Source organism: Geobacter argillaceus, from assembly GCF_007830735.1.
GTDB lineage: Bacteria > Desulfobacterota > Desulfuromonadia > Geobacterales > DSM-12255 > Geomobilibacter > Geomobilibacter argillaceus.
In genome coordinates this window covers 94,649-112,333 of sequence record NZ_VLLN01000007.1, presented here as the reverse complement: position 1 = coordinate 112,333, position 17,685 = coordinate 94,649, and the positions used below count along the sequence as shown (strand labels likewise).

The window sequence follows — 17,685 nt, the reverse complement described above, 5'->3', positions numbered from 1 at the left end:
TAACAACCAATCCCAATCCTCTCATAAACCTAGATAATATCTTCATTCCTAAATCGCTTGAAAAGCAATGCACCAAGAATAAGGCAATAAACAAGGATATTGATGAGTGGATAGATAGGGCCGAATCCATGGCTTGATTCGCTCTCAATCAACGAAGATGCCAACTGTTGAACTCCTAAGAGCTTCGGCCATAAAAAATAAACGACTTTCCACCATGTCATGTCTGACTGCGGATGGCCGCTCGATTGCTGCAGCATCGCCTGCGCTATCTGGCTGTGGCTGGCAGCAGCTATGCCATCGGCTACAAAGCCAACGACACCAACGCCCAGAACACAAAGAAACGCAACAATATCGGACATCAGGAGCGACAAAAAAAGCACAGCAATAACCACAAATAGCAGATTGATCGAACAGAGCAGTGAGGCAATGAGGTATTCCGGCATGAAAACCTTCAGATTGATGGATGTGATCAAGAACACGATGCTATGCAAGATGAACATGAAAAGCACCGATAAGGCCCATATGCCAATGATCTTTCCCATAACATACTGCCACCGGGCTATCGGTTTGGACAAAATACACGATTGCATACCCTCATTCCGGTCGCGTCGGAACATTCGCATCGAAAGTAAAGCCGCTATGACCATCACGCCAGCACCTATCACGTGAAAGGTCACTTTCGATAAAGTTCTGACAATGGTTGCGGCATCAAGAGCGTGACCGTTCACCATGTAATTACCTTGAAAACAGCCACGAAGGAGAAATACGCAGATTGCGCAGATAACAAACATGAACACAAAACTTCTCTGCTGCACTTCGTCAATAAGCGTATATTTTGTAATCCTTGTAATGGGGGGAAGTGATTTTGAAGTTTCCATGTTAACCTTTCACCAGTCTAACAAACACATCTTCCAGCGTCTCCCCGTCTTTGACAATAGCGGAAATTGCATCTTTTACCAAAAGCTTGCCACGGTTGATTATTGCCGCGGTATCGCAGATTTTTTCAACTTCTGACAGTAGATGGGAATTCAGGAAGATCGTCATGCCTTGATCTTTAAGCGACTCCAGGAGCTGGCGTATTTCCCTGATACCGATGGGGTCTAAACCAGAGGTTGGCTCATCCAGAATTAACAGTTTTGGATTTCCCATGAGTGCAGCGCCTAATCCGAACCGTTGAACCATGCCCTTGGAATATGTGCCGACCTTTGTATTCTCCCTGCCTTGCATTCCAATCAACTCGACAATGCGCCTGCATTGATCTGTCGCCTCGGACCGATTCATATTCAATAACTCAGCACAACGTAGAAGGTATTGCCACCCAGAAAGTGAGGGTGGAATATGATTATTTTCGGCAAGATAACCGATTGATTGACGGCATTCTGCCAAGGTACTTGGGATGCCGTTTAAAGATAAGCTTCCGGACGTCGGTCGTGTAAAGTCGAGCAGCATCTTTACGATTGTCGTCTTCCCGGCGCCATTGGGTCCAAGCAAAGCAAAAGACTCCCCTGACTTGACAGAGAAGGATACATCATCAACAGCCGTAAGCGATTCGTATCGTTTAGTAACATTTTTCAATTCAATCATATAATGGACTCTTATTAAGATTTTGGAGAGGCATATTACCAACTCCCGTGTGTTATAAATCCTGTGGTCAATGTAATATACAATTTCCTTCAGTTGCTGGCATCCTTAGCATTTCTGAATAGCCTGTTCTAGTTGCTGCCCCACATTTCGCCCCTGCTCATCCTCAAGCACTGCGAACAAGAAAAGACAGCGCCCAGCGCTGGACTGCTGCCAGTGATGGCCTATTTGCGCCTTCTCTCTTGAGTCATCGTTGGTCTTGTACGGCTCTCCCTTATATTCAACCACCAAAATCCGGCCATCTGTCAACTCACAGACAAAATCCGGATAGAAGTAATCGCTTACAGTCGGCAGCCAGAAGGAGAAACGGTCTTCCTTCTCCACATTTCGTATCCAATGTTTCACCAATGGGTGGGCGTCAATAGCCCTCGCACAAAGAAATTCCTCTGCAGGCGTTCCGTCGGCACGTTTCTCACGGAGATCGTGAATCACCGGGTAATAATGCTTCTTGAAACGATAGCGCCCAGAATAGTACGGCGGACGTGCTGGGTAATGTGTCGGGTGGAATGTAAAGGCATAGCGGAAACTCTCTTCAAGCCGTGGAGCTGCCAGGAAACCTGGCAAGGACTTCTGAAAGCCAACCGAAATGGCTGTTTTCCTGCGACGGTCTATTTCCCGACGTATCGCTTCCGCCAGAGGATATTTTGCTCGCACCAGAGCTGTAAGGGTAATACCACGATCCGCCTGGAGATGGCGTACCAAGGCCAGCAACCACTTGATGAGTGTGGCCTGCCCCAGGTCAATCTGGCGGCATTCACGGTCCAGCCAGCGTACCAGGTCGTTTTCAGTGGCGTGTGCAGCAACTTCATTCAGGTGCAACTGCCCACTGTCTGCCTCCCCATAAACCACACGACCTCCATCAAGGTCTATCTCGAAAGCCGCGCCGCGTTCGACAATGGAAAACCCGGCCAAGCCGATCAGCTCAGAAAAGAGATCGAAGTCGCCTAATTCGGAGAGTAACCGTTTTTCAACTGGCTGTAGCTCACCATCCCAATTCAGGCAAAGCTGTGGAAGTGGTGCGAAACGAACTCCCTGCGCCGAAGGCGCCAACAGAGCCGCCTGCCGAGTACGTTCAGTATCAATTGCGTCCTTTACTCCCTGCTGCTGCTTGGCATTACAGGCCGTTAGCAGGAATTCTTCTACAGCTTCCGACAGTTCTCCTCGAACAATAGCAGTCGCGCCAGAGGTAGTAGGTCGAATTTCAATGGATTCTCTCAACTCCTCGGGTACCGGTTGCGTTGGAACTGAGGGAAGAGAAATTACTGCTTCGGCAGGGCGTGGGCGGGGATTTTCTCCTCCATCCGGTAAGGGAAGAACATTCTGTACAGGAGCAATAGCTTGGGCCGCTTCATAGGCTTCAAAACCCATATTGTTCACCAAGCGGTCGGCAAGCTGGTCTGCCACACGCGCAAAACCTTGAGCCACGATGTGAGCGTAGGCTTTATTGAGTTCCGACTGTTGACGAGGTCTGGCATAGGGCATACGCAAAACCCGACCCAGTAACTGCTCCACGTCTTTTGCACTTTTGGCATCCTGAAGGCTGCACAGTACATATGCGAAAGGACAATCCCAGCCTTCCTTCAAAGCTTCAATAGTGACAACATATCGGATTGGGCAATGTGGGTCTGCCAGTACAATACCGTCCAGTTCCTTTTGGTCGCCAGTTGCTACGGCAATCTGTTTTCGGTCCAGCTTTTCACCGTCAGCACTGGTCAAGTGTTCCAGTAGCATCTCGACTGTAACTTCACCGTTTTTCGGTTCTGCCTGGAACAGCAATACCGGGCGAATGTAATCCAATTCCTTGGCAGCCAGCGCCTCCAAGCGGTCGCGGGTCAGAGTGGCGTCGCGCACGGCGTCTTTCCACCCGGTCGGATGCTCCATCAGCACAATGGGAAGTTTGATCATGTCTTCACGCTGCAAGGCACTCGCTCCGACGTGATACAGCACGTTGCTGTTAGTTGCAGGGGTTGCGGTCAGTTCTATTACGCAGGCCGGATGCAGGTTTTTTAACGTGCGGAATGCCTGATCCGTTCGGTTATTGTGCGCCTCATCCACCACGACAATAGGCCGATTGAGTGTCAGCCAGTTCGCCAGTGAGGCCTTTACTCGACCAATATCAGCTGCAGTGAGGTAAGGTTGTGCGGCAATATCCGCCTCGCTCACCCTGTCGAGACGGGCCTCCTGCTGCGGAGTCAGTCCTTGAAAGTGGCGGGAAAAGCTTTCGTCAAAGGAGTAAACGGTACGCTGACTCTTCTCTTTCACATTGAACGATTGAATCGTTGCTATGACAATGATGGCCGATTGTCCTACTTCCTGAGGCCCGACAGTAGCCAAATCATCCAGGGCGCAGACTCGTACCCGTTCACCAAAGTAACTTGTCAAAGCCTCGCGACAGGGATTGCGCGGAGTGGAAAGCGCGGTCAATGTCTGGCTGCGTATGGCTTCGGATGGTACCAGCCATAAAGCTACTGGAGCATCGGTGTCCTGTAATGTTTTGCCTACCCGGGGTACAGCATGGGCAGCAAGAAATGTTTTGCCACCGCCGGTCGGGATGCGTACGCAAACTGCGGGAGTATCCCCCAGCGCCTCAGTGTTGTAGGCTGGCTGCCATGTCTGTCCTTGTTTCTCTTGCAGCGGCACGCATTCCTGCCATGCTTCGACCAAGCCTGCCATGCGCAATTTTCTAAAAAAACCGTCGAGGGCGGTGAGTGCATCTCCTTGATAATCTTTAAGTTTGAACATGGTTATCGCGCCTTGATATCGTAAGGAATTTGTTTGAATGTGATGCTGGCCTCACGCAATCGAGTCTCCCCCAACCTGGTAGTCTCTCCATAGATCACTCGGGGACCATGGTGCGGCGATATCTCGTCTAGGTGCGCAAGAACGGCAGAGGTAAGTACGTTACCTCCCTGGGGTCTGCGGTCGCCGAGGATGCCATTGTAGAGGAGATAATATGCCGTGCCGTCGTGGTTGCCGAGCATCGGTGCATCAAAGGTTTGTCGCGCCGGTTCGCCTGTCTCAAAGTGCCAGATGTAGGCGGCCAATGCAGAAAAACGCACAGACGGGTGTATGCCGCCGTCGGCATCAAACACCGGCTCTCCGAGAGCATGAAAACGGAACCCGCCACCCCCTTGCCAACTTACTGCCTTGGAAACTCCCCCTTGCTCGCCGGCAATGACCTTTTCCAGACGCGGCAAGCAGTGCGTAACAGCGTGCTCTCCCATTTCGATACCGATCCATCGCCGACCCATTTTATGGGCTACGGCACAGGTTGTACCTGAGCCAATGAAAGAGTCAAGAACGAGGTCGCCTTGATTGGTGGCTATATGGAGTATGCGTTGGATAAGCCGCTCGGGTTTTGGGGTGCCAAAACTCACATCCGCCCCAAAAAGGACATTACATTCTTTCTTGGATTCGTCAGTATGCCCGACTTCTTCATGTGGCCACCAAGTCCAGGGAACTAATCCCTCTACCTCAGACAAGTATCTAATAACGCTTGGCTGAGCATTGCCATCTTTGCCCCAGTAAATTCGCCCGGCGTCTTTCAACTTCAAAAACTCAGACTCCAAGGTTGACCAGCATCGACCTTCTGGAGGTATATGAGTTTTTCCATTTGGAGCAGTTATTGTGTACATCTGATTAGGCCGATAGCCTTGAGCAGTCATCGGCAGGCCGCGCCACCTCTTTGTTGGATCAGTTTCTTTAGGGTTGCCTGGGTTACGATAGATTTTAGCTTGGGCTTCATCAAGTGGAACGCGGTTTCGAACAGCTTTGAATTTATCAGGGTTTTTTGCATAGAGAACGATGTACTCGTGAACATCACCAATCGACTCGCGATTTTCCCTTGAATACCGCTTTTGCCAAACGTTTGATGCAACAAAACAGCCCCGCCCAAAAATTTCATCCATCAATACTTTCAGGTAATGCGCTTCCCGATCATCAATCGACACCCAAATACTACCATCTTCCGACAGCAGTTCCCGCAATAGAACGAGTCGTGGGTACATCATAGTCAACCACTGGGAATGCTCCAGTTTGTCATCGTAGTGAGTAAAGGCTGATTGAGTGTTGTAGGGAGGGTCGATATAAATGCACTTTACCCTTCCACGGTAGAACGGCAACAGAGCTTTCAGTGCAAGAAGATTATCACCCTGAATCAGTAGGTTTTCAGCACTGTCGTCTCCATGTGCAGATTGGAATTGCAACAAATGATACGGAACATCAACGGTAGAGTTCACCGCCTGAGTTTTGTTTACCCAATCAAGAAAAGGCATGGATTGTCCTTATTTTTCTGTGAGTTCTACGTTCTGCCAAGCGGTTGGAATAAGGAACTCATCATGGCCTGCACGCCAATTACCAACGAGATGAACATGTGGAATGCCTTCCCAGGTGATGGAACCGGCATGCTCAGTTACAATTACTTGAAACTGGCCTGCCATTACATCGATGAAATTGGACAGGGTATTAAAAATGCGGCGTACACCAGCAATGTCAGTTGAACTAGCGACTTTATCCTCGCCATCTGGAGACTGTTCCATAGAAGGCCATGCTTCAGGAAAATATACTTGGCTAGGTTGGTCAATAACAAGGAAGCGTGGCACAGGATTGAGATTCAAGCTGATGAAATGTTCATGTAATGCCAACATACCAGCGACATGATAGCCAACCCAGTTCTGCCCGCTGCCAACTTCCCAAAGAAAATCAGTCCGGCCAGAAAGCCTGCTAAATTGAAGGCTAAGTTCACGAATGTTAAGCCGAACATTTTCTTTCGCATGCTCTAACTGCAAGAGCTGAGCGTATCCCGCAATTTTCGCAGAAACAGTATCAACCGCAGCACTCAAACGTTCTCGTTGCATGCGAGGATCAAGATCCCGCCTAAGTTTGGCAATGTTATCTGCCAAAGATTGTACCTTTGTGCGAATATCATCGACATTACGGCTGGCGCTAACATTCTCCAAAGCCTGCTCTACACGGCCTACAAAAAGATAAATTTGTCTGACACGTTGTCGCTGGGCTGATAACTCGGTAGAACGTCCTTCAAGGAATTTTCTTTTCTGCCGGGCTTTGGAGATTGCCGCTTCACGATCGCGAAGCTCCTGTCGCAGCACTGCAAGTTCCTGATCAAGCTTAGCCGGAGCTTGATGAACTGACGCAGTAAGTGATTTCAACTCCCGCGCCAAGGTTTGCAACTCTACAAGACGGGGATTGCCCTCAGTGTGAACCGCAGAGCAAACTGGACACTGATGCATTTTTTGCAGATTTTGTTCAAACCAGCCGACTCCCTGCATCCTATCCTCTTGGCTTGTAAGAGTGGTGCTATAGTCGTCAACAGAAGACGAAAGCTGGTCAAGTTTACCCAGCCGCTGTCGTATCGAACCGATTTCCTGAGAGAGTCGGTCCTCCTCATTTATTAAAAGGGTCAACTCTGTAACGCCAGCCTCACTGGTTCCCTCTTTAATATCTGGGATGTCCATGGCTCGTATAGTCTCAGGGACCTTTTTCAACTCCAAAATGTATTTATCCAAAGACCAGCCTGCTTTGTGTGGGGGAGAATTTGGCAGCAGACCGAACGTCAACGCCTGCAGGTAATAGCTTTCAATTTCCGCCTCCCAAGAACGTGCAGCAGCTAAACGCGCTTCCAATTCACGCCTAAGTTTTTCGTGCTCACGTTCAGTGTCTTTCAACTCGCGTTGTTTGGCGAGTGTACTTGCGTCAATGGCACCAAGAACAAGTGGGAAAATCAGTCGCAATTTTTCCCGATGCTCTGTTGTGTCTGCTTTATAGAAGAAAGTGTATGGATTGGCGACGATGTGTTGTGGCTGAAAATTGAACGCTGCCATATCGCGAAAGCTTGGGCGTCCGCCAAAGCCAACATTCTCATCTGAAGAGAAGTCGAGAGAAGGAAGATGTGAGATTTGATTGAATCGATTTTTAAGATCTTCAACGCGAGCGTTCTTTTCAACGGTCAGCGGCACAGACAACTCCATCCCTTCTGCCCAGTAAAGATCACCTGTTGTTTGTTGGTCTTCTGGATTACGTCGAGCAACGATCATCTCAGTATTGGCCAATTGAAGATGAAGGCCAAACCAACCAGTAACCTCGCGAATCAATCCGACTGGAATTGAGCATTTTCCGCTACCGAGGCAATAGTCTATAATCGAGGTTAATGTGGATTTGCCTGCTGCGCTCTCCCCTGTAATTATATTGATCTTTCCAGGAGCAAAATGAATCACACGTGGGAGGTGACTGGTGTCTTTCGGCCATAGAATAATCTTCAGGATCGCTATTTTCATCAGAATTTGATCTCCAAATGGCTTGCAAGTTGGACAACTGTCAGTTCAGCGAATGTTTGTCCGACCCGCTTGGCGGCTTTTAAGATAATTTTTACATCTTCCGTGACATGTGTGACTGGCGGAGTTTTCTTTCCAGGAATTACCTGGCGCTGGTGATCTTGATCCAATTTTAACAAGCCAGTCGAGAAGCCAATGGATAGCGCGTGCAATGTTCGTTCTGACATTGCCTGCATTCGACCTTGGAGGCCGACTGGAATTTCTCGATCATCTGCAAGAGCCTTGTAAATAGCTCCTGGTTGAGTTTTCGAGGCCAAAGCATTAGCTGTACGTTTGTGGAAAGTAAGCGGCAAGACAAGAAACACCAAAGGAAAGGGAACGCCTTCGGTGCGACCTTTCATCTCATAGGCTTCGTGGACTGCCTGCCAAATCGCTTCTGCTGCAAGTCCGGTATTCTGTATAATCTTCTGTTCAAAAAGGATGTCGATCATGACATCTCCTGAATTTCTCGCATAAGTTCTTCGAAGCGGGGATGCCAACCAACTTGGATCATGTTGGCCAAGCGGTGGTAGGTACCCGAGGTTAGATAAACCTGATCGGTATCGCTTCCTGCCAGTTTTTCACGGTGATCTTCCGTAGTATCAGTAAAAATTTCAAAACCGACATCTTCTTCTGGATTCCCGTGAGACATTCGAATAATTCGCGAACGAATTTTGTCCCACCTGGACTTTAAGGTAGTTTCAAATGCAATCCAGTCATCATCGGTAATGTTTCCTTCAGCTGAAAGGCGCATTTTTTCAATATTACAGCGAATAAACTCACGGATCGCATTGTCTACAACGCTGTCGTCATCAGTGACCAAATATATTTGTTTCACAAAAGGGCTACCTTTTTGCTGACCAATATTATCGTCAGTAACTGGAATAAGATTTTCCGCCCGCTCTCGCTTAATCTGTCGTTTTCTACGATCGATAACAGCGTGAAGTTGGTTAACAAAACTGTCGCGTTTAATCCAAGCAGGAATGTTCTGCTGCCATGAATTCAAGGCAGTTCTGTGCAACCATCCTAAAAGCTCATCGGTGATCGAATCGGAATCTGCAGAGCACCAATCAGGTAATTGTAGTTGCGAGATAGTTTTCTGGCGAAGTAGTTTTCCTGCAGAATCATCTATTGCATCAGCCAATTCGCAACGTTCAATGAGCTTTTTGAGATTTGCACGCGAATCAGGGTTAAGGACGCGTTGAATATATGCTGCAATGTGATTCGGTGGTGTTTTGGCTTCTAATTCCAACAAAGCAATACAGGCTGTAACTTGTTCTTCGGTTTCAGCAAGGCTTATTTTGCGAGCAATGCAATCCGGCAATACTTTGTTTGTCACCATTAAAAAACGTACCGTTTCGGCAGCAACTTCTCCTGTGTTTAATGCCTCAATCCATATCGCTAATGTATTCCACAAGTCTTTGGAACGATCACCGAACGGTTTAACATTGTCTCGAATAGAGTGTTTATCCTGCTCTAAAAGCTGTGAACCATCCGTACCTCGAACAGCAACATCGTCATCGGTCTCAACACCGACGACAAAGCCAGCTGGACTTTGTGCTAACCAGAACAATGCACGTTCAAATTGATAGCTGAAACCAGCATTTGATCCCGGAGCAGAATGTTGATTAAGAGTCATATCAATCTTTGAACCTCCGGTTGGCTGATTTTGAAAATTCTCTGGAAAACAAAGTGGGGACATCTGCAATGTCAGATTTGCAACAACTCCTTGACCTTATTACAGCTTTATTTATATGAGCGCTACTCGACTTTACTTGGTCTTGATGTCATGTAGAAGATGTTCAGCGACGGTCAATTCATTTCAGCCCAACGAAAAAAGCCACCCGTCTGCATAAATCAGACATAGGCGGCTTTCAGTTCAACCGATATTTATCAAGGGCAGTGTGCCCATTTGTCAACCTCCACAAAAACCATGAAATTACGCCAGTTTAATACACCTTTTCACCTCCAATGTCAATTGGATTCCCCCAAGCATGGGAAAGTCCGAACAATTATCGTTTGAGAGTATTTTGATCAAGTTGCGGCTTCGACGGCAGCGCCAGCATTGGCAAATTTAGCGGCATTTACAAACCCCTCAATGAAGGCCTTCACCTCCCGGGGAGATCCGCGAAAAAGGCCAAGGCTCCCCGGTCTCCCCTGCTGCGGTTTCCTGAAAAGACGAAGCACGACATAATCCTCGGCACATCGCTCAACTTTCAGCCCGGAATCCCAATGTTTCAACTGCTCGTTGTTGATCCTGCGGCACATATCTACCAGCATCCGTTCGGTGACTTTCATGGACGCCCCCTGCCAGTCCCGGAGAATTGTTCCTTGCCAGTTGATGTCCAGCGTTCCATGGCTATGGCTCCCATAACGGTGGAAATAATGGCTTCCGCTTTCTCTCCCTCGAAATAAAGCTCCGCTACCGCTCTCACCTCCTGGTAAATGAGATCCTGGTTCGAGACACGCCTTCGATACGGGCGGTCCTCGAGGAAAGCAGCGATCTTGTCTGCTGCTGCAATGAGCCGATCCCGGTTATCCAGCACTTCAGACGCCAGGCCCTTCGGATATCCGGAACCGTCAGGGAGTTTGTGATGGTGAAGGATCACATCTCCGAAAGGTTCGAATATCGTTCCCCGAACATAATCATGGCCCCAGGCCGGGTGTTTCTCCATGATCTCCCATTCTCTTTCCGTCAACGGATGTCGTTTATCGAGAATCCTGTCCTGGACAAAAAGCTTGCCCACATCGTGGAGCATCCCCGCCATGTACGCCTGTGAAGAGGAGAAACCGAAATCACAGTTGGTGCCAACCACGATGTCCCATGCTATCTCGGCGGTCAATACCGAATGCCGGTAGAGATGGAGGTTGCGGGCATGAAGGCACTTCTGAACCAGGATCAGCGAATTGTTTTCCAAGGCTATGTTAAGGGCCTTTTTGTCGATCATCTGCACTCCAGTCACCTCCAGAATAAAGCTGTCAAAGACTTCACCTTCACAATCTCCTCCATGGCATGACCGGGAGTAAAAAACCCTCGATCCCTTGCGATCAGAAGGAAAAACCCGGTAACAAACATGACCAGAACGGCTTCCCCCAATGATCCGGTGACATACAGTCCGGCTCCCCTCCGGGAACAGTGCGGCGACCGGAATGGAATTCCCGTCACGCTCAGATAGTCCTCACCCAGATGGAGAAGCGCTCCGATGCAGATAAAGGAAAAGAGATACATCCAGACGTTTGGGGAAAGCAGGCATGCTCCGTAGGACACGAGGGCAAGAACGATCCACGGCGGTGGCCAGTGCGTTATGGTCCGATGCCGGACAATCCCCATTTCCAGCAGATCCGGGATAATCGAGCCGATCATCGCCATGCAAGTTGGAAAGTACCCGCCAGTCACCGCGTAGATGACAGCGCCCGATGTCAGTTTATGGAAATGCCACCGCATCTATGACAATGCTCCAGATTTCTCACCTTGTAGCCCTCAACCCTCGAATATTTCTTCGGTCAATTGGAAAGAATTTCTGCAACAAACTGCCCTCTCTGTCCTACCAGGACTGAGTGATTGAACTATATGAAATAATTGCATTTAAACTCATTTTTCAGTGCATTTTTTGTTGACAAAAAACTGAGCGTGCGCAAAATATAGATACAGTTCTACAGGGACCAGATAGTCATAGAAAGGAGGGGGTCGGAACATGACCAGAAAATTTCACGATTTCTTAGTTAAGAACAAAAAAACTCTCCTATTCCTATCATTCGGTTACGTCGCCCTGATAATATTTATGCTCAAAATGATCGGGCTCGGTGCGACCTCAACGTTTTTCCTTTTCCTTGCAATTTGCTCCTTGCCCACCTTAATTGCTCGTGCATTGGGAGAAAAACGGCAGATCGCTGATGATGATAAAGGCGGATACCGATACATCTATTCTTACCGATATGGCTCAAGATTTGGAGATCATCAGAGGTAATTTCAGACAGAATACAGAGCTTCCCATGAACCCAGAAGTTTCAATAACTGATCCCGTTCCAAAGGAAACGCTCCAATAAATTCGCACATATAACCTTTACCCGTATCAGCGTATACGTACACATTTTGACCATTTTCGATAAGATGGTTCAGTGCGACAACAGAAACAGGCATCGTCAGCTGGCCGATTGACATGGAAACCCCATATTCGGTCAGAGAAAAATTAGGCGATGCCTGTTTCATTTTTAACACCCCGGCATCTTCAACTCGCACTGGCACTACGAACCCATCTCCCACTGGAATCAAGAAATCAGGAACAAATGCAGCATTTTCATTATCTTGCATTGGCAATTATCCTTCCTTTAACGCCGAAGCGGCGCAGGTCCCCCGCTTTTTGGGAGATTGGAGTTCCTACTCTGGTTTTGGAGCACTCTCGCAGTCTTCTGAGTAGAGAGCTTCACTTGTTCAGTTTTATCTCGCGCTGCCTGCGCAACTTCTCGAGCAGCTTTCTCTTCTGCTTCATTGGTCGCCGAACGGGATGATTTTATTGCACCGCCCAACTCCCTAGAAAGAGGAACAACATCACCCGCTATACTCTGGACAGTAGCAATAACACCTTCCGCTGTCTTCTGATCCACCCCAGTCAAACTGACAATCTTTGATGCAGCCATATTTGCTGCGCCTGTAACATGCGTACCCTGCTGGATCTCTGTACGATCGGCAAAGAGCACGTCCTTCTTGCCGGAAGATGTATTTTCAAGGAGAACCTGTCCGCTAACAGGGTCTACGGTCAGATTGGCTACTTTCCCTTCGTTTTGAACCTGCATTTGAATCAATCCATTATCAGTACCTGATGCAATGTGCTTATGTCCTGCTTTGTCAGTCCATGAATAACGACTATGTGTTCCGCTTGCATCGGTATACGTGTCCTGATGAAAATTCTCGCTAATCCCACGATTGCCGCGCCAAGTCTGATTACCTATAGTTGAACGCAACCCTTGATCGACAGTCTGAACATTTCTATTTACGCTTTCCGAATCTCTGCCGGTGCGAAATGTTGCCATATCCTTTCTGCTGACATCACCGCCGCGGCTGATCGAAAACGATTCGACATTTCCGTTTCTGTCCTTGGCAAACTCATACGAGAAGCCCTTGCCGCTCTTCATCATCCTGTCGACTTCCGCAACGGCATTCTTGCCGAAGCCGCCAGCCTTCAGTTCCTGCTTCAAGGCCTCGCCCCGGGCCTTGTCTCCGGAAGCCACAACCCCTTGCTCGGTCGAGTTCACAACGTTCCCGTCCATCCCGACGTTCATCGTCTGCCTGCCGTCCGGCGTTGTGAAGGTGATGTTCTGACCCTCCATCGCCTTCTGCATCTGCGCGAATCCCTTGTCGGTCAGCTTTCCGTCCTGATACATCTCTGAATCGTTTTTCAGTTGAGGCGCAATCTTGCCGACCATCTGATCGGCCGCTCCCCTGACCAGGTCGTACCGGGCTCCCCTTCCCGACACGTCATGGGAAGCCATGGTCTGGTAGTGGTCGTACCCTCCGGACATATAAATCCCCTGGACTTTACCGGCGCTTTCCGCAGCGACAACCTTACCCATTTCGGCGCCAGCGTTGATCGGTCCACCAAGCTTGCCGGACATCTCGCTGGATTCGGAAAACTGCTTTGCATTCTGGAATTGCGCCTTCATCTGCAGCGCCTGACCTGAGCTGAGCCCGTACTTCGATGCCACCTGGTTGACCGCGGCGGCGTTCGTATAATCCCCGAGGGACTGCATCTCGGAGCGAAACGCGTTGAACTGTCGCCAGTTCCCCTGGAAGCCGAGCGCCTGGGCACCCTCATAGGCTTTCACTTCCCCATCGATCTGCCCAACATTCTTGTCGAGATTCTTCTCCAGGAAATCCTGATAGTTGCCGGCATTCCCGAAAACCCGCCCCAGCGCGGCGTCATTCGCCACTTTCATCTGCGCATGCTTGTTCAGATCCCCACCATAGCTCTTATCGATGACGTCGCGGAGTGCCCCGGACTGCGCCATCCCTGCTTTTCCATCAAAAATGCTGAGGCCGTACGACCTGTCCAGACCAGCCTCACGCATCGCGGCACCCTTACCGCCAAAGCCAATCGACTTGCCGACGCTCCCATCGGCCATCATTCGAGATGCCCCGTCCATACCGAAACCGCCGATCAGGTCATTGGAGGCCATCGTCTTGGATGTCATGTCAAGGTAGGACTGATTTCCCCTGGCCCAGAAGCTGTGCTCGTTCCCCCATGCCTGGGTCGGCATTGCCGAGGAATTGCGCTGGATCGAGGAAGCCCTGCCGGAAGGGTCCTCCACTTCATGCGCTGCCCGGCTTCCGGCAGACTGGATCTGACCTGAGAGTGAGCCGGCCATCATCGCCATGGCGTGACCGCCGAACTTGACCAGCATTCCGGTCAATACCGTCGCCAGCATCATGCCGCTCATCCTCAGTGTCCCGAACATGCCAAGGATCTTCGTGGTCTGGTCGGGGAAGAAGTAGAAGGCGTCCATTCCCAGATTGTTCTGGCGCACGAGTTGATAGGTGCTGTTCGCATAATCGATGGCGAACTGGTGAATGATGGCATCGACCACACCCCAGGCGGTCAGCCAGACGAAGAACCCGAAGATGGCACCGACCGCCTTACCGATGATGGGAGTCGGGATGAACAGCGCCAGAAACGGGATCAGACCAACAGCTACCGCTGTAAGGACCGCTCTCAGGACCGGTAGCCATTCATTGGCGGCCTTCATCGACCCAGACGCATTCAGCAGGAACTGGTAGTTGGTGGCGCCGGTCGCGTTGCCGCTCCGGAATATCTCATCAAGGCGCTGGGAGATGTACGCCTGCTTCACGAAATCCTCAATAGATGCCGCGCCAAGCCCGGCGCCGGTATTCACGTTATTCAACACCGTCTTGCACTGGGTCAGGGATGCAGCATCAGTGGGGTCATAGCCAAGGGCCGAGCAGACGGCCGTGATGTTGTTCTTCAGGTTGTCCGGCGTGAGCTGGGCGCTGATGTTCGTCCAGGCATCGGTGCAGGTCATGGACTGTCCGTTCGGCGTGGTCGAGTCGTAGTAGACAGTATAGATCGAGGGGTTTTGCGCCTGGGCAAGAAGCGGCGTGAAGTCGGTGGAAGTTTTGCGGAGGGCATCGACGGTGAGCGTCGTCCCCGGGCGCATGATCTCATAACCGACGCAATCCTTGATGTAGTTCCGCATGGAGGTGTCGATGTTGCTGTTCACTGCCGACAGGGGAAGGCTCGTGAGCTGGTAGAGCCCCAGGAAACCTTTGCCGCCAGCCTGGCTCTGATAACTCATGGGATCACCCGCCGTAGTGACGATATCCACCAGCCCCCGCTCAACAGAGTTCAGGACACCGGCAACCGCCACAACCCCGGCCGGTATGCCTCCAATGGCCTGGTTCTTGTTGTAGACGGGATCATAGATATGGAGGGTCCCCTTGGGCACGGCCAGGGAGAGGTAGATGCCGATCCCTACCAGGGCGGGAATAATCCAGGACATCGGAGAGCCGTTTCCAGCCCCGAGGATTCTGGCGGCTACGGTGACGCACCCGAAGAAGATCCCGGCGGCGATGGAAAAGGCGTAAAACGACATGTAACCATTGTCGCCGAAAACCAGGGCCAGCTTGTTGAAGGCGTTGACCACCGCATCGAACCCACCGTACACATAATAGTCGAAGTCAACGGCCAGGGCAGCGGACGGCAGGAGGATGATCAGAAGCAGGGCTGCGAATATGAGAGACTTTACTTTCATTGCGATTCCAACTCACTTGTCATGCACATCGACATTTACATACCCCGCAGCAATGAGTTTCTTGTTCCGGAAATGGGCGTAGATCATGGTGATCACCGGGATCAGGATAAAAATCGCGGTCGTCACGAGGATAAAATACGCCGAGGTAAGAAAGACGGTCTTGAATCCCTGCACCCAGTTGAAGATGCCGGCGACCGTCTTCTCCGACAGCCTCGCGTGATAGAGTTTGGACACTACCCAGACGACATGATCGTCGGATAGGATCTTGAAATAGATGAAGTGGAATGCGATGAAGGCGACCAATGCCTTCAGAATCGCCCCGAACGCCATTCCACCCATCAGGTTCGCAATCATCGCCCTGGTGTACTTGCCGATGTAGCAGGTGGCGGTTTTCGCCATGAAGATCGCGTATCCGAGAGAAAAGCCGAGAGCCAAAAGAAAGGCACTGAACTTGTCGAAAATTGACGGGTTCGCATCGCCAAACATCGGGATGTACTGCTCGATCACCCCGATGGCGATCGGCGTGAGGAGCGCCGTGACGAGGCCGGAGGCGAAGGCGCTGCGAAAGCCCACCTCCATGAACTCCAGCCGCTGTTTCGTCGTCAGGAACCGGGCGTTTATCATGCACCCTCCCAACTCATTCGCAAAATTCTGGTCGATGTAGGAGATCGCCTCCAGGAGCCCCCGTGGGTGAATCTCATTCCCCTGGGGGATGGGCATCATATCCGGGCTGTTATTGCTGCTGCCGCTTCGTGACAATTTCGCCTCCTTTCAGATCAGGGACCTGATCAGGTTCATTACGCCGCCCCCATAGGCCACTACCGCCGCCAGGAAGAGGCAGATTGCGGCCAGCGTCGGGTTTCTCTGTCTCACCCCGACCCAGAAAGCCAAAAGGACGAGCGAGATGAAAAAGAATCTTCCCCAGAAGCCGTACAGAACAGTAGCAAACAGCTTCTGCCAGAATCCCGTGTAGTCTGCCGCCCGCATGTAATGGAGCGGATTCAGTTTCTCGATAGGCATGGTGTTTTCTCTCAATAGATAGGGTAAAGTTTGGCCCGGACCCGGCTCTTCTCTTTGAGGCCGAAGTACCGGGAATCGTAACTGTCCTTATGCTCGCCCATGACGAACATGAAGCCCTTGGGGATCTTCCCTTTGAAAGCGAAGTACTGCATCTTCTCACCCTTGAGCGAATAATCCTTCGCAACACCCAGGAGCTCACCGTTGCAGAAAAATTGCTTACCGGCATCCACAGTCAGGGTATCCCCTTCATCGCACCTGATGATCTTGAAGATATTCGGGTGTTCGGGTTTACCGACCTTCCGGGCGAGCTCGGCATCCTCGAAATAGACATAATCCCCCCGCCCGACATGTTCCGGATCTTTACTCACCCAAAAAAACCGATGGGCAAGGGATGGGGTGAGTATGATGCCGATCCGACGTGGGATCACGGTTCCCGCCACCACCACGGAAAGGATGATGAAAAAGAGTCGCCAATTATTGTTCCGGAGTTGCCGGATTCCCCTGGAGAGAACGTCTGAGTAGTTCTTCATATTGTTTCAATTCTTCCTCGTGTCCCAGTTTGAAGACTTCGGCATTGCGAATGGCCGTATCCGCCATGATGACCACCCTGTTTTTCGGGATGGTATTCATCACCAGTTCCAACTTGTCGAACGCCTTCCGCAGGTCCTCGTCGTTGATTTTTCCGTCCTTGTATTTGTACCTCTGGAGCGTAATGTACCCTTTCATGTCCACGGCAACGATCTTCTGTGCCAACCAGTGGTCATAAACGAACAGAGTGGCGGCTGAAGATACAACCGATATGAGCAGGCATGCGGCAATGCCGGGCAGCCGAATCCCCTGCTTTCCTTTTGTTGCTGGTGTCGTCGTTTGCTCCAATGAAGAAAGCGCTGTCTGTGAAATTTCGTTTTCATGTTCTGCCACGATTTCCCCT

17 protein-coding genes are annotated in these 17,685 nt (G+C 50.4%); 1 reads left to right on the top strand and 16 read right to left on the bottom strand.

Annotated elements, in window-relative coordinates:
- Window positions 1-29: 29 nt before the first annotated feature.
- From JN12_RS07630 to JN12_RS07585, 10 genes are all read right to left on the bottom strand, one after another.
- Window positions 30-878, bottom strand: coding sequence for an ABC transporter permease (locus JN12_RS07630; RefSeq protein WP_145020647.1), 849 nt, complete (start codon window positions 876-878; stop codon window positions 30-32).
- A gap of 1 nt (window position 879) precedes the next feature.
- Entirely contained in the window at window positions 880-1,584 is a 705-nt protein-coding gene (locus JN12_RS07625) for an ABC transporter ATP-binding protein (RefSeq protein ID WP_145020644.1), read from the bottom strand.
- Between the two features lie 105 nt (window positions 1,585-1,689).
- The gene (locus tag JN12_RS07620) at window positions 1,690-4,383 is read right to left on the bottom strand and encodes a DEAD/DEAH box helicase (protein ID WP_145020642.1); all 2,694 of its coding nucleotides are present in this window, start codon (window positions 4,381-4,383) and stop codon (window positions 1,690-1,692) included.
- A 2-nt stretch (window positions 4,384-4,385) separates the two neighbouring features.
- Window positions 4,386-5,915 (bottom strand): site-specific DNA-methyltransferase, encoded by a 1,530-nt coding sequence (locus JN12_RS07615; RefSeq protein ID WP_145020638.1) that lies wholly within the window; start codon window positions 5,913-5,915, stop codon window positions 4,386-4,388.
- 9 nt (window positions 5,916-5,924) lie between these two features.
- Window positions 5,925-7,934 (bottom strand): DUF3732 domain-containing protein, encoded by a 2,010-nt coding sequence (locus JN12_RS07610; protein ID WP_145020635.1) that lies wholly within the window; start codon window positions 7,932-7,934, stop codon window positions 5,925-5,927.
- The gene (locus JN12_RS07605) at window positions 7,934-8,422 is read right to left on the bottom strand and encodes a three component ABC system middle component (protein WP_145020632.1); all 489 of its coding nucleotides are present in this window, start codon (window positions 8,420-8,422) and stop codon (window positions 7,934-7,936) included. Before JN12_RS07605 ends, JN12_RS07610 begins: the two co-directional genes overlap by 1 nt.
- Window positions 8,419-9,672 carry an ABC-three component system protein gene (locus JN12_RS07600; protein ID WP_145020629.1) on the bottom strand — a complete coding sequence of 418 codons (1,254 nt, stop codon included), beginning with the start codon at window positions 9,670-9,672 and terminating at the stop codon, window positions 8,419-8,421. The genes JN12_RS07605 and JN12_RS07600 overlap by 4 nt, the downstream gene beginning before the upstream one ends.
- A gap of 332 nt (window positions 9,673-10,004) precedes the next feature.
- Window positions 10,005-10,268, bottom strand: a complete 264-nt coding sequence (locus tag JN12_RS07595) for a hypothetical protein (RefSeq protein WP_246125787.1) — start codon at window positions 10,266-10,268, stop codon at window positions 10,005-10,007.
- Window positions 10,265-10,918, bottom strand: a complete 654-nt coding sequence (locus JN12_RS07590; protein ID WP_145020623.1) for an HD-GYP domain-containing protein — start codon at window positions 10,916-10,918, stop codon at window positions 10,265-10,267. The genes JN12_RS07595 and JN12_RS07590 overlap by 4 nt, the downstream gene beginning before the upstream one ends.
- 11 nt (window positions 10,919-10,929) lie before the next feature.
- Entirely contained in the window at window positions 10,930-11,415 is a 486-nt protein-coding gene (locus JN12_RS07585; protein ID WP_145020620.1) for a metal-dependent hydrolase, read from the bottom strand.
- Window positions 11,416-11,665: 250 nt separating this feature from the next.
- Here JN12_RS07585 and JN12_RS07580 point away from each other — a divergent pair, with 250 nt between their 5' ends.
- Window positions 11,666-11,938 carry a hypothetical protein gene (locus JN12_RS07580; protein WP_145020617.1) on the top strand — a complete coding sequence of 91 codons (273 nt, stop codon included), beginning with the start codon at window positions 11,666-11,668 and terminating at the stop codon, window positions 11,936-11,938.
- A 2-nt stretch (window positions 11,939-11,940) separates the two neighbouring features.
- On the opposite strand, the gene JN12_RS07575 is transcribed toward JN12_RS07580, so the two are convergent.
- Genes JN12_RS07575 through JN12_RS07550 form a run of 6 tightly spaced genes read right to left on the bottom strand, consistent with a single transcriptional unit; the run spans window position 11,941 to window position 17,675 of the window.
- Window positions 11,941-12,282, bottom strand: coding sequence for a hypothetical protein (locus JN12_RS07575; RefSeq protein ID WP_145020614.1), 342 nt, complete (start codon window positions 12,280-12,282; stop codon window positions 11,941-11,943).
- A gap of 17 nt (window positions 12,283-12,299) precedes the next feature.
- A complete protein-coding gene (locus tag JN12_RS07570; protein WP_145020611.1) occupies window positions 12,300-15,734 on the bottom strand; it encodes a conjugal transfer protein TraG N-terminal domain-containing protein in 3,435 nt (1,144 codons plus the stop codon).
- Window positions 15,735-15,746: 12 nt separating this feature from the next.
- On the bottom strand, window positions 15,747-16,493 hold the full coding sequence (locus JN12_RS07565) for a hypothetical protein (RefSeq protein WP_145020608.1): 747 nt from the start codon (window positions 16,491-16,493) through the stop codon (window positions 15,747-15,749).
- A 12-nt stretch (window positions 16,494-16,505) separates the two neighbouring features.
- Complete coding sequence (locus JN12_RS07560) at window positions 16,506-16,754, bottom strand: hypothetical protein (protein ID WP_145020605.1); 249 nt, start codon at window positions 16,752-16,754, stop codon at window positions 16,506-16,508.
- 11 nt (window positions 16,755-16,765) lie between these two features.
- Entirely contained in the window at window positions 16,766-17,284 is a 519-nt protein-coding gene (locus JN12_RS07555) for a S26 family signal peptidase (RefSeq protein WP_145020602.1), read from the bottom strand.
- Entirely contained in the window at window positions 17,229-17,675 is a 447-nt protein-coding gene (locus JN12_RS07550) for a hypothetical protein (protein WP_145020599.1), read from the bottom strand. The genes JN12_RS07555 and JN12_RS07550 overlap by 56 nt, the downstream gene beginning before the upstream one ends.
- Window positions 17,676-17,685: the final 10 nt, after the last annotated feature.

Coding starts and splice junctions, on each gene's coding strand:
- JN12_RS07630 (WP_145020647.1), bottom strand. CDS start 878: ATGGAAACTTCAAAATCACTTCCCCCCATTACAAGGATTACAAAATAT.
- JN12_RS07625 (WP_145020644.1), bottom strand. CDS start 1,584: ATGATTGAATTGAAAAATGTTACTAAACGATACGAATCGCTTACGGCT.
- JN12_RS07620 (WP_145020642.1), bottom strand. CDS start 4,383: ATGTTCAAACTTAAAGATTATCAAGGAGATGCACTCACCGCCCTCGAC.
- JN12_RS07615 (WP_145020638.1), bottom strand. CDS start 5,915: ATGCCTTTTCTTGATTGGGTAAACAAAACTCAGGCGGTGAACTCTACC.
- JN12_RS07610 (WP_145020635.1), bottom strand. CDS start 7,934: ATGAAAATAGCGATCCTGAAGATTATTCTATGGCCGAAAGACACCAGT.
- JN12_RS07605 (WP_145020632.1), bottom strand. CDS start 8,422: ATGATCGACATCCTTTTTGAACAGAAGATTATACAGAATACCGGACTT.
- JN12_RS07600 (WP_145020629.1), bottom strand. CDS start 9,672: ATGTCCCCACTTTGTTTTCCAGAGAATTTTCAAAATCAGCCAACCGGA.
- JN12_RS07595 (WP_246125787.1), bottom strand. CDS start 10,268: ATGAAAGTCACCGAACGGATGCTGGTAGATATGTGCCGCAGGATCAAC.
- JN12_RS07590 (WP_145020623.1), bottom strand. CDS start 10,918: ATGATCGACAAAAAGGCCCTTAACATAGCCTTGGAAAACAATTCGCTG.
- JN12_RS07585 (WP_145020620.1), bottom strand. CDS start 11,415: ATGCGGTGGCATTTCCATAAACTGACATCGGGCGCTGTCATCTACGCG.
- JN12_RS07580 (WP_145020617.1), top strand. CDS start 11,666: ATGACCAGAAAATTTCACGATTTCTTAGTTAAGAACAAAAAAACTCTC.
- JN12_RS07575 (WP_145020614.1), bottom strand. CDS start 12,282: ATGCAAGATAATGAAAATGCTGCATTTGTTCCTGATTTCTTGATTCCA.
- JN12_RS07570 (WP_145020611.1), bottom strand. CDS start 15,734: ATGAAAGTAAAGTCTCTCATATTCGCAGCCCTGCTTCTGATCATCCTC.
- JN12_RS07560 (WP_145020605.1), bottom strand. CDS start 16,754: ATGCCTATCGAGAAACTGAATCCGCTCCATTACATGCGGGCGGCAGAC.
- JN12_RS07555 (WP_145020602.1), bottom strand. CDS start 17,284: ATGAAGAACTACTCAGACGTTCTCTCCAGGGGAATCCGGCAACTCCGG.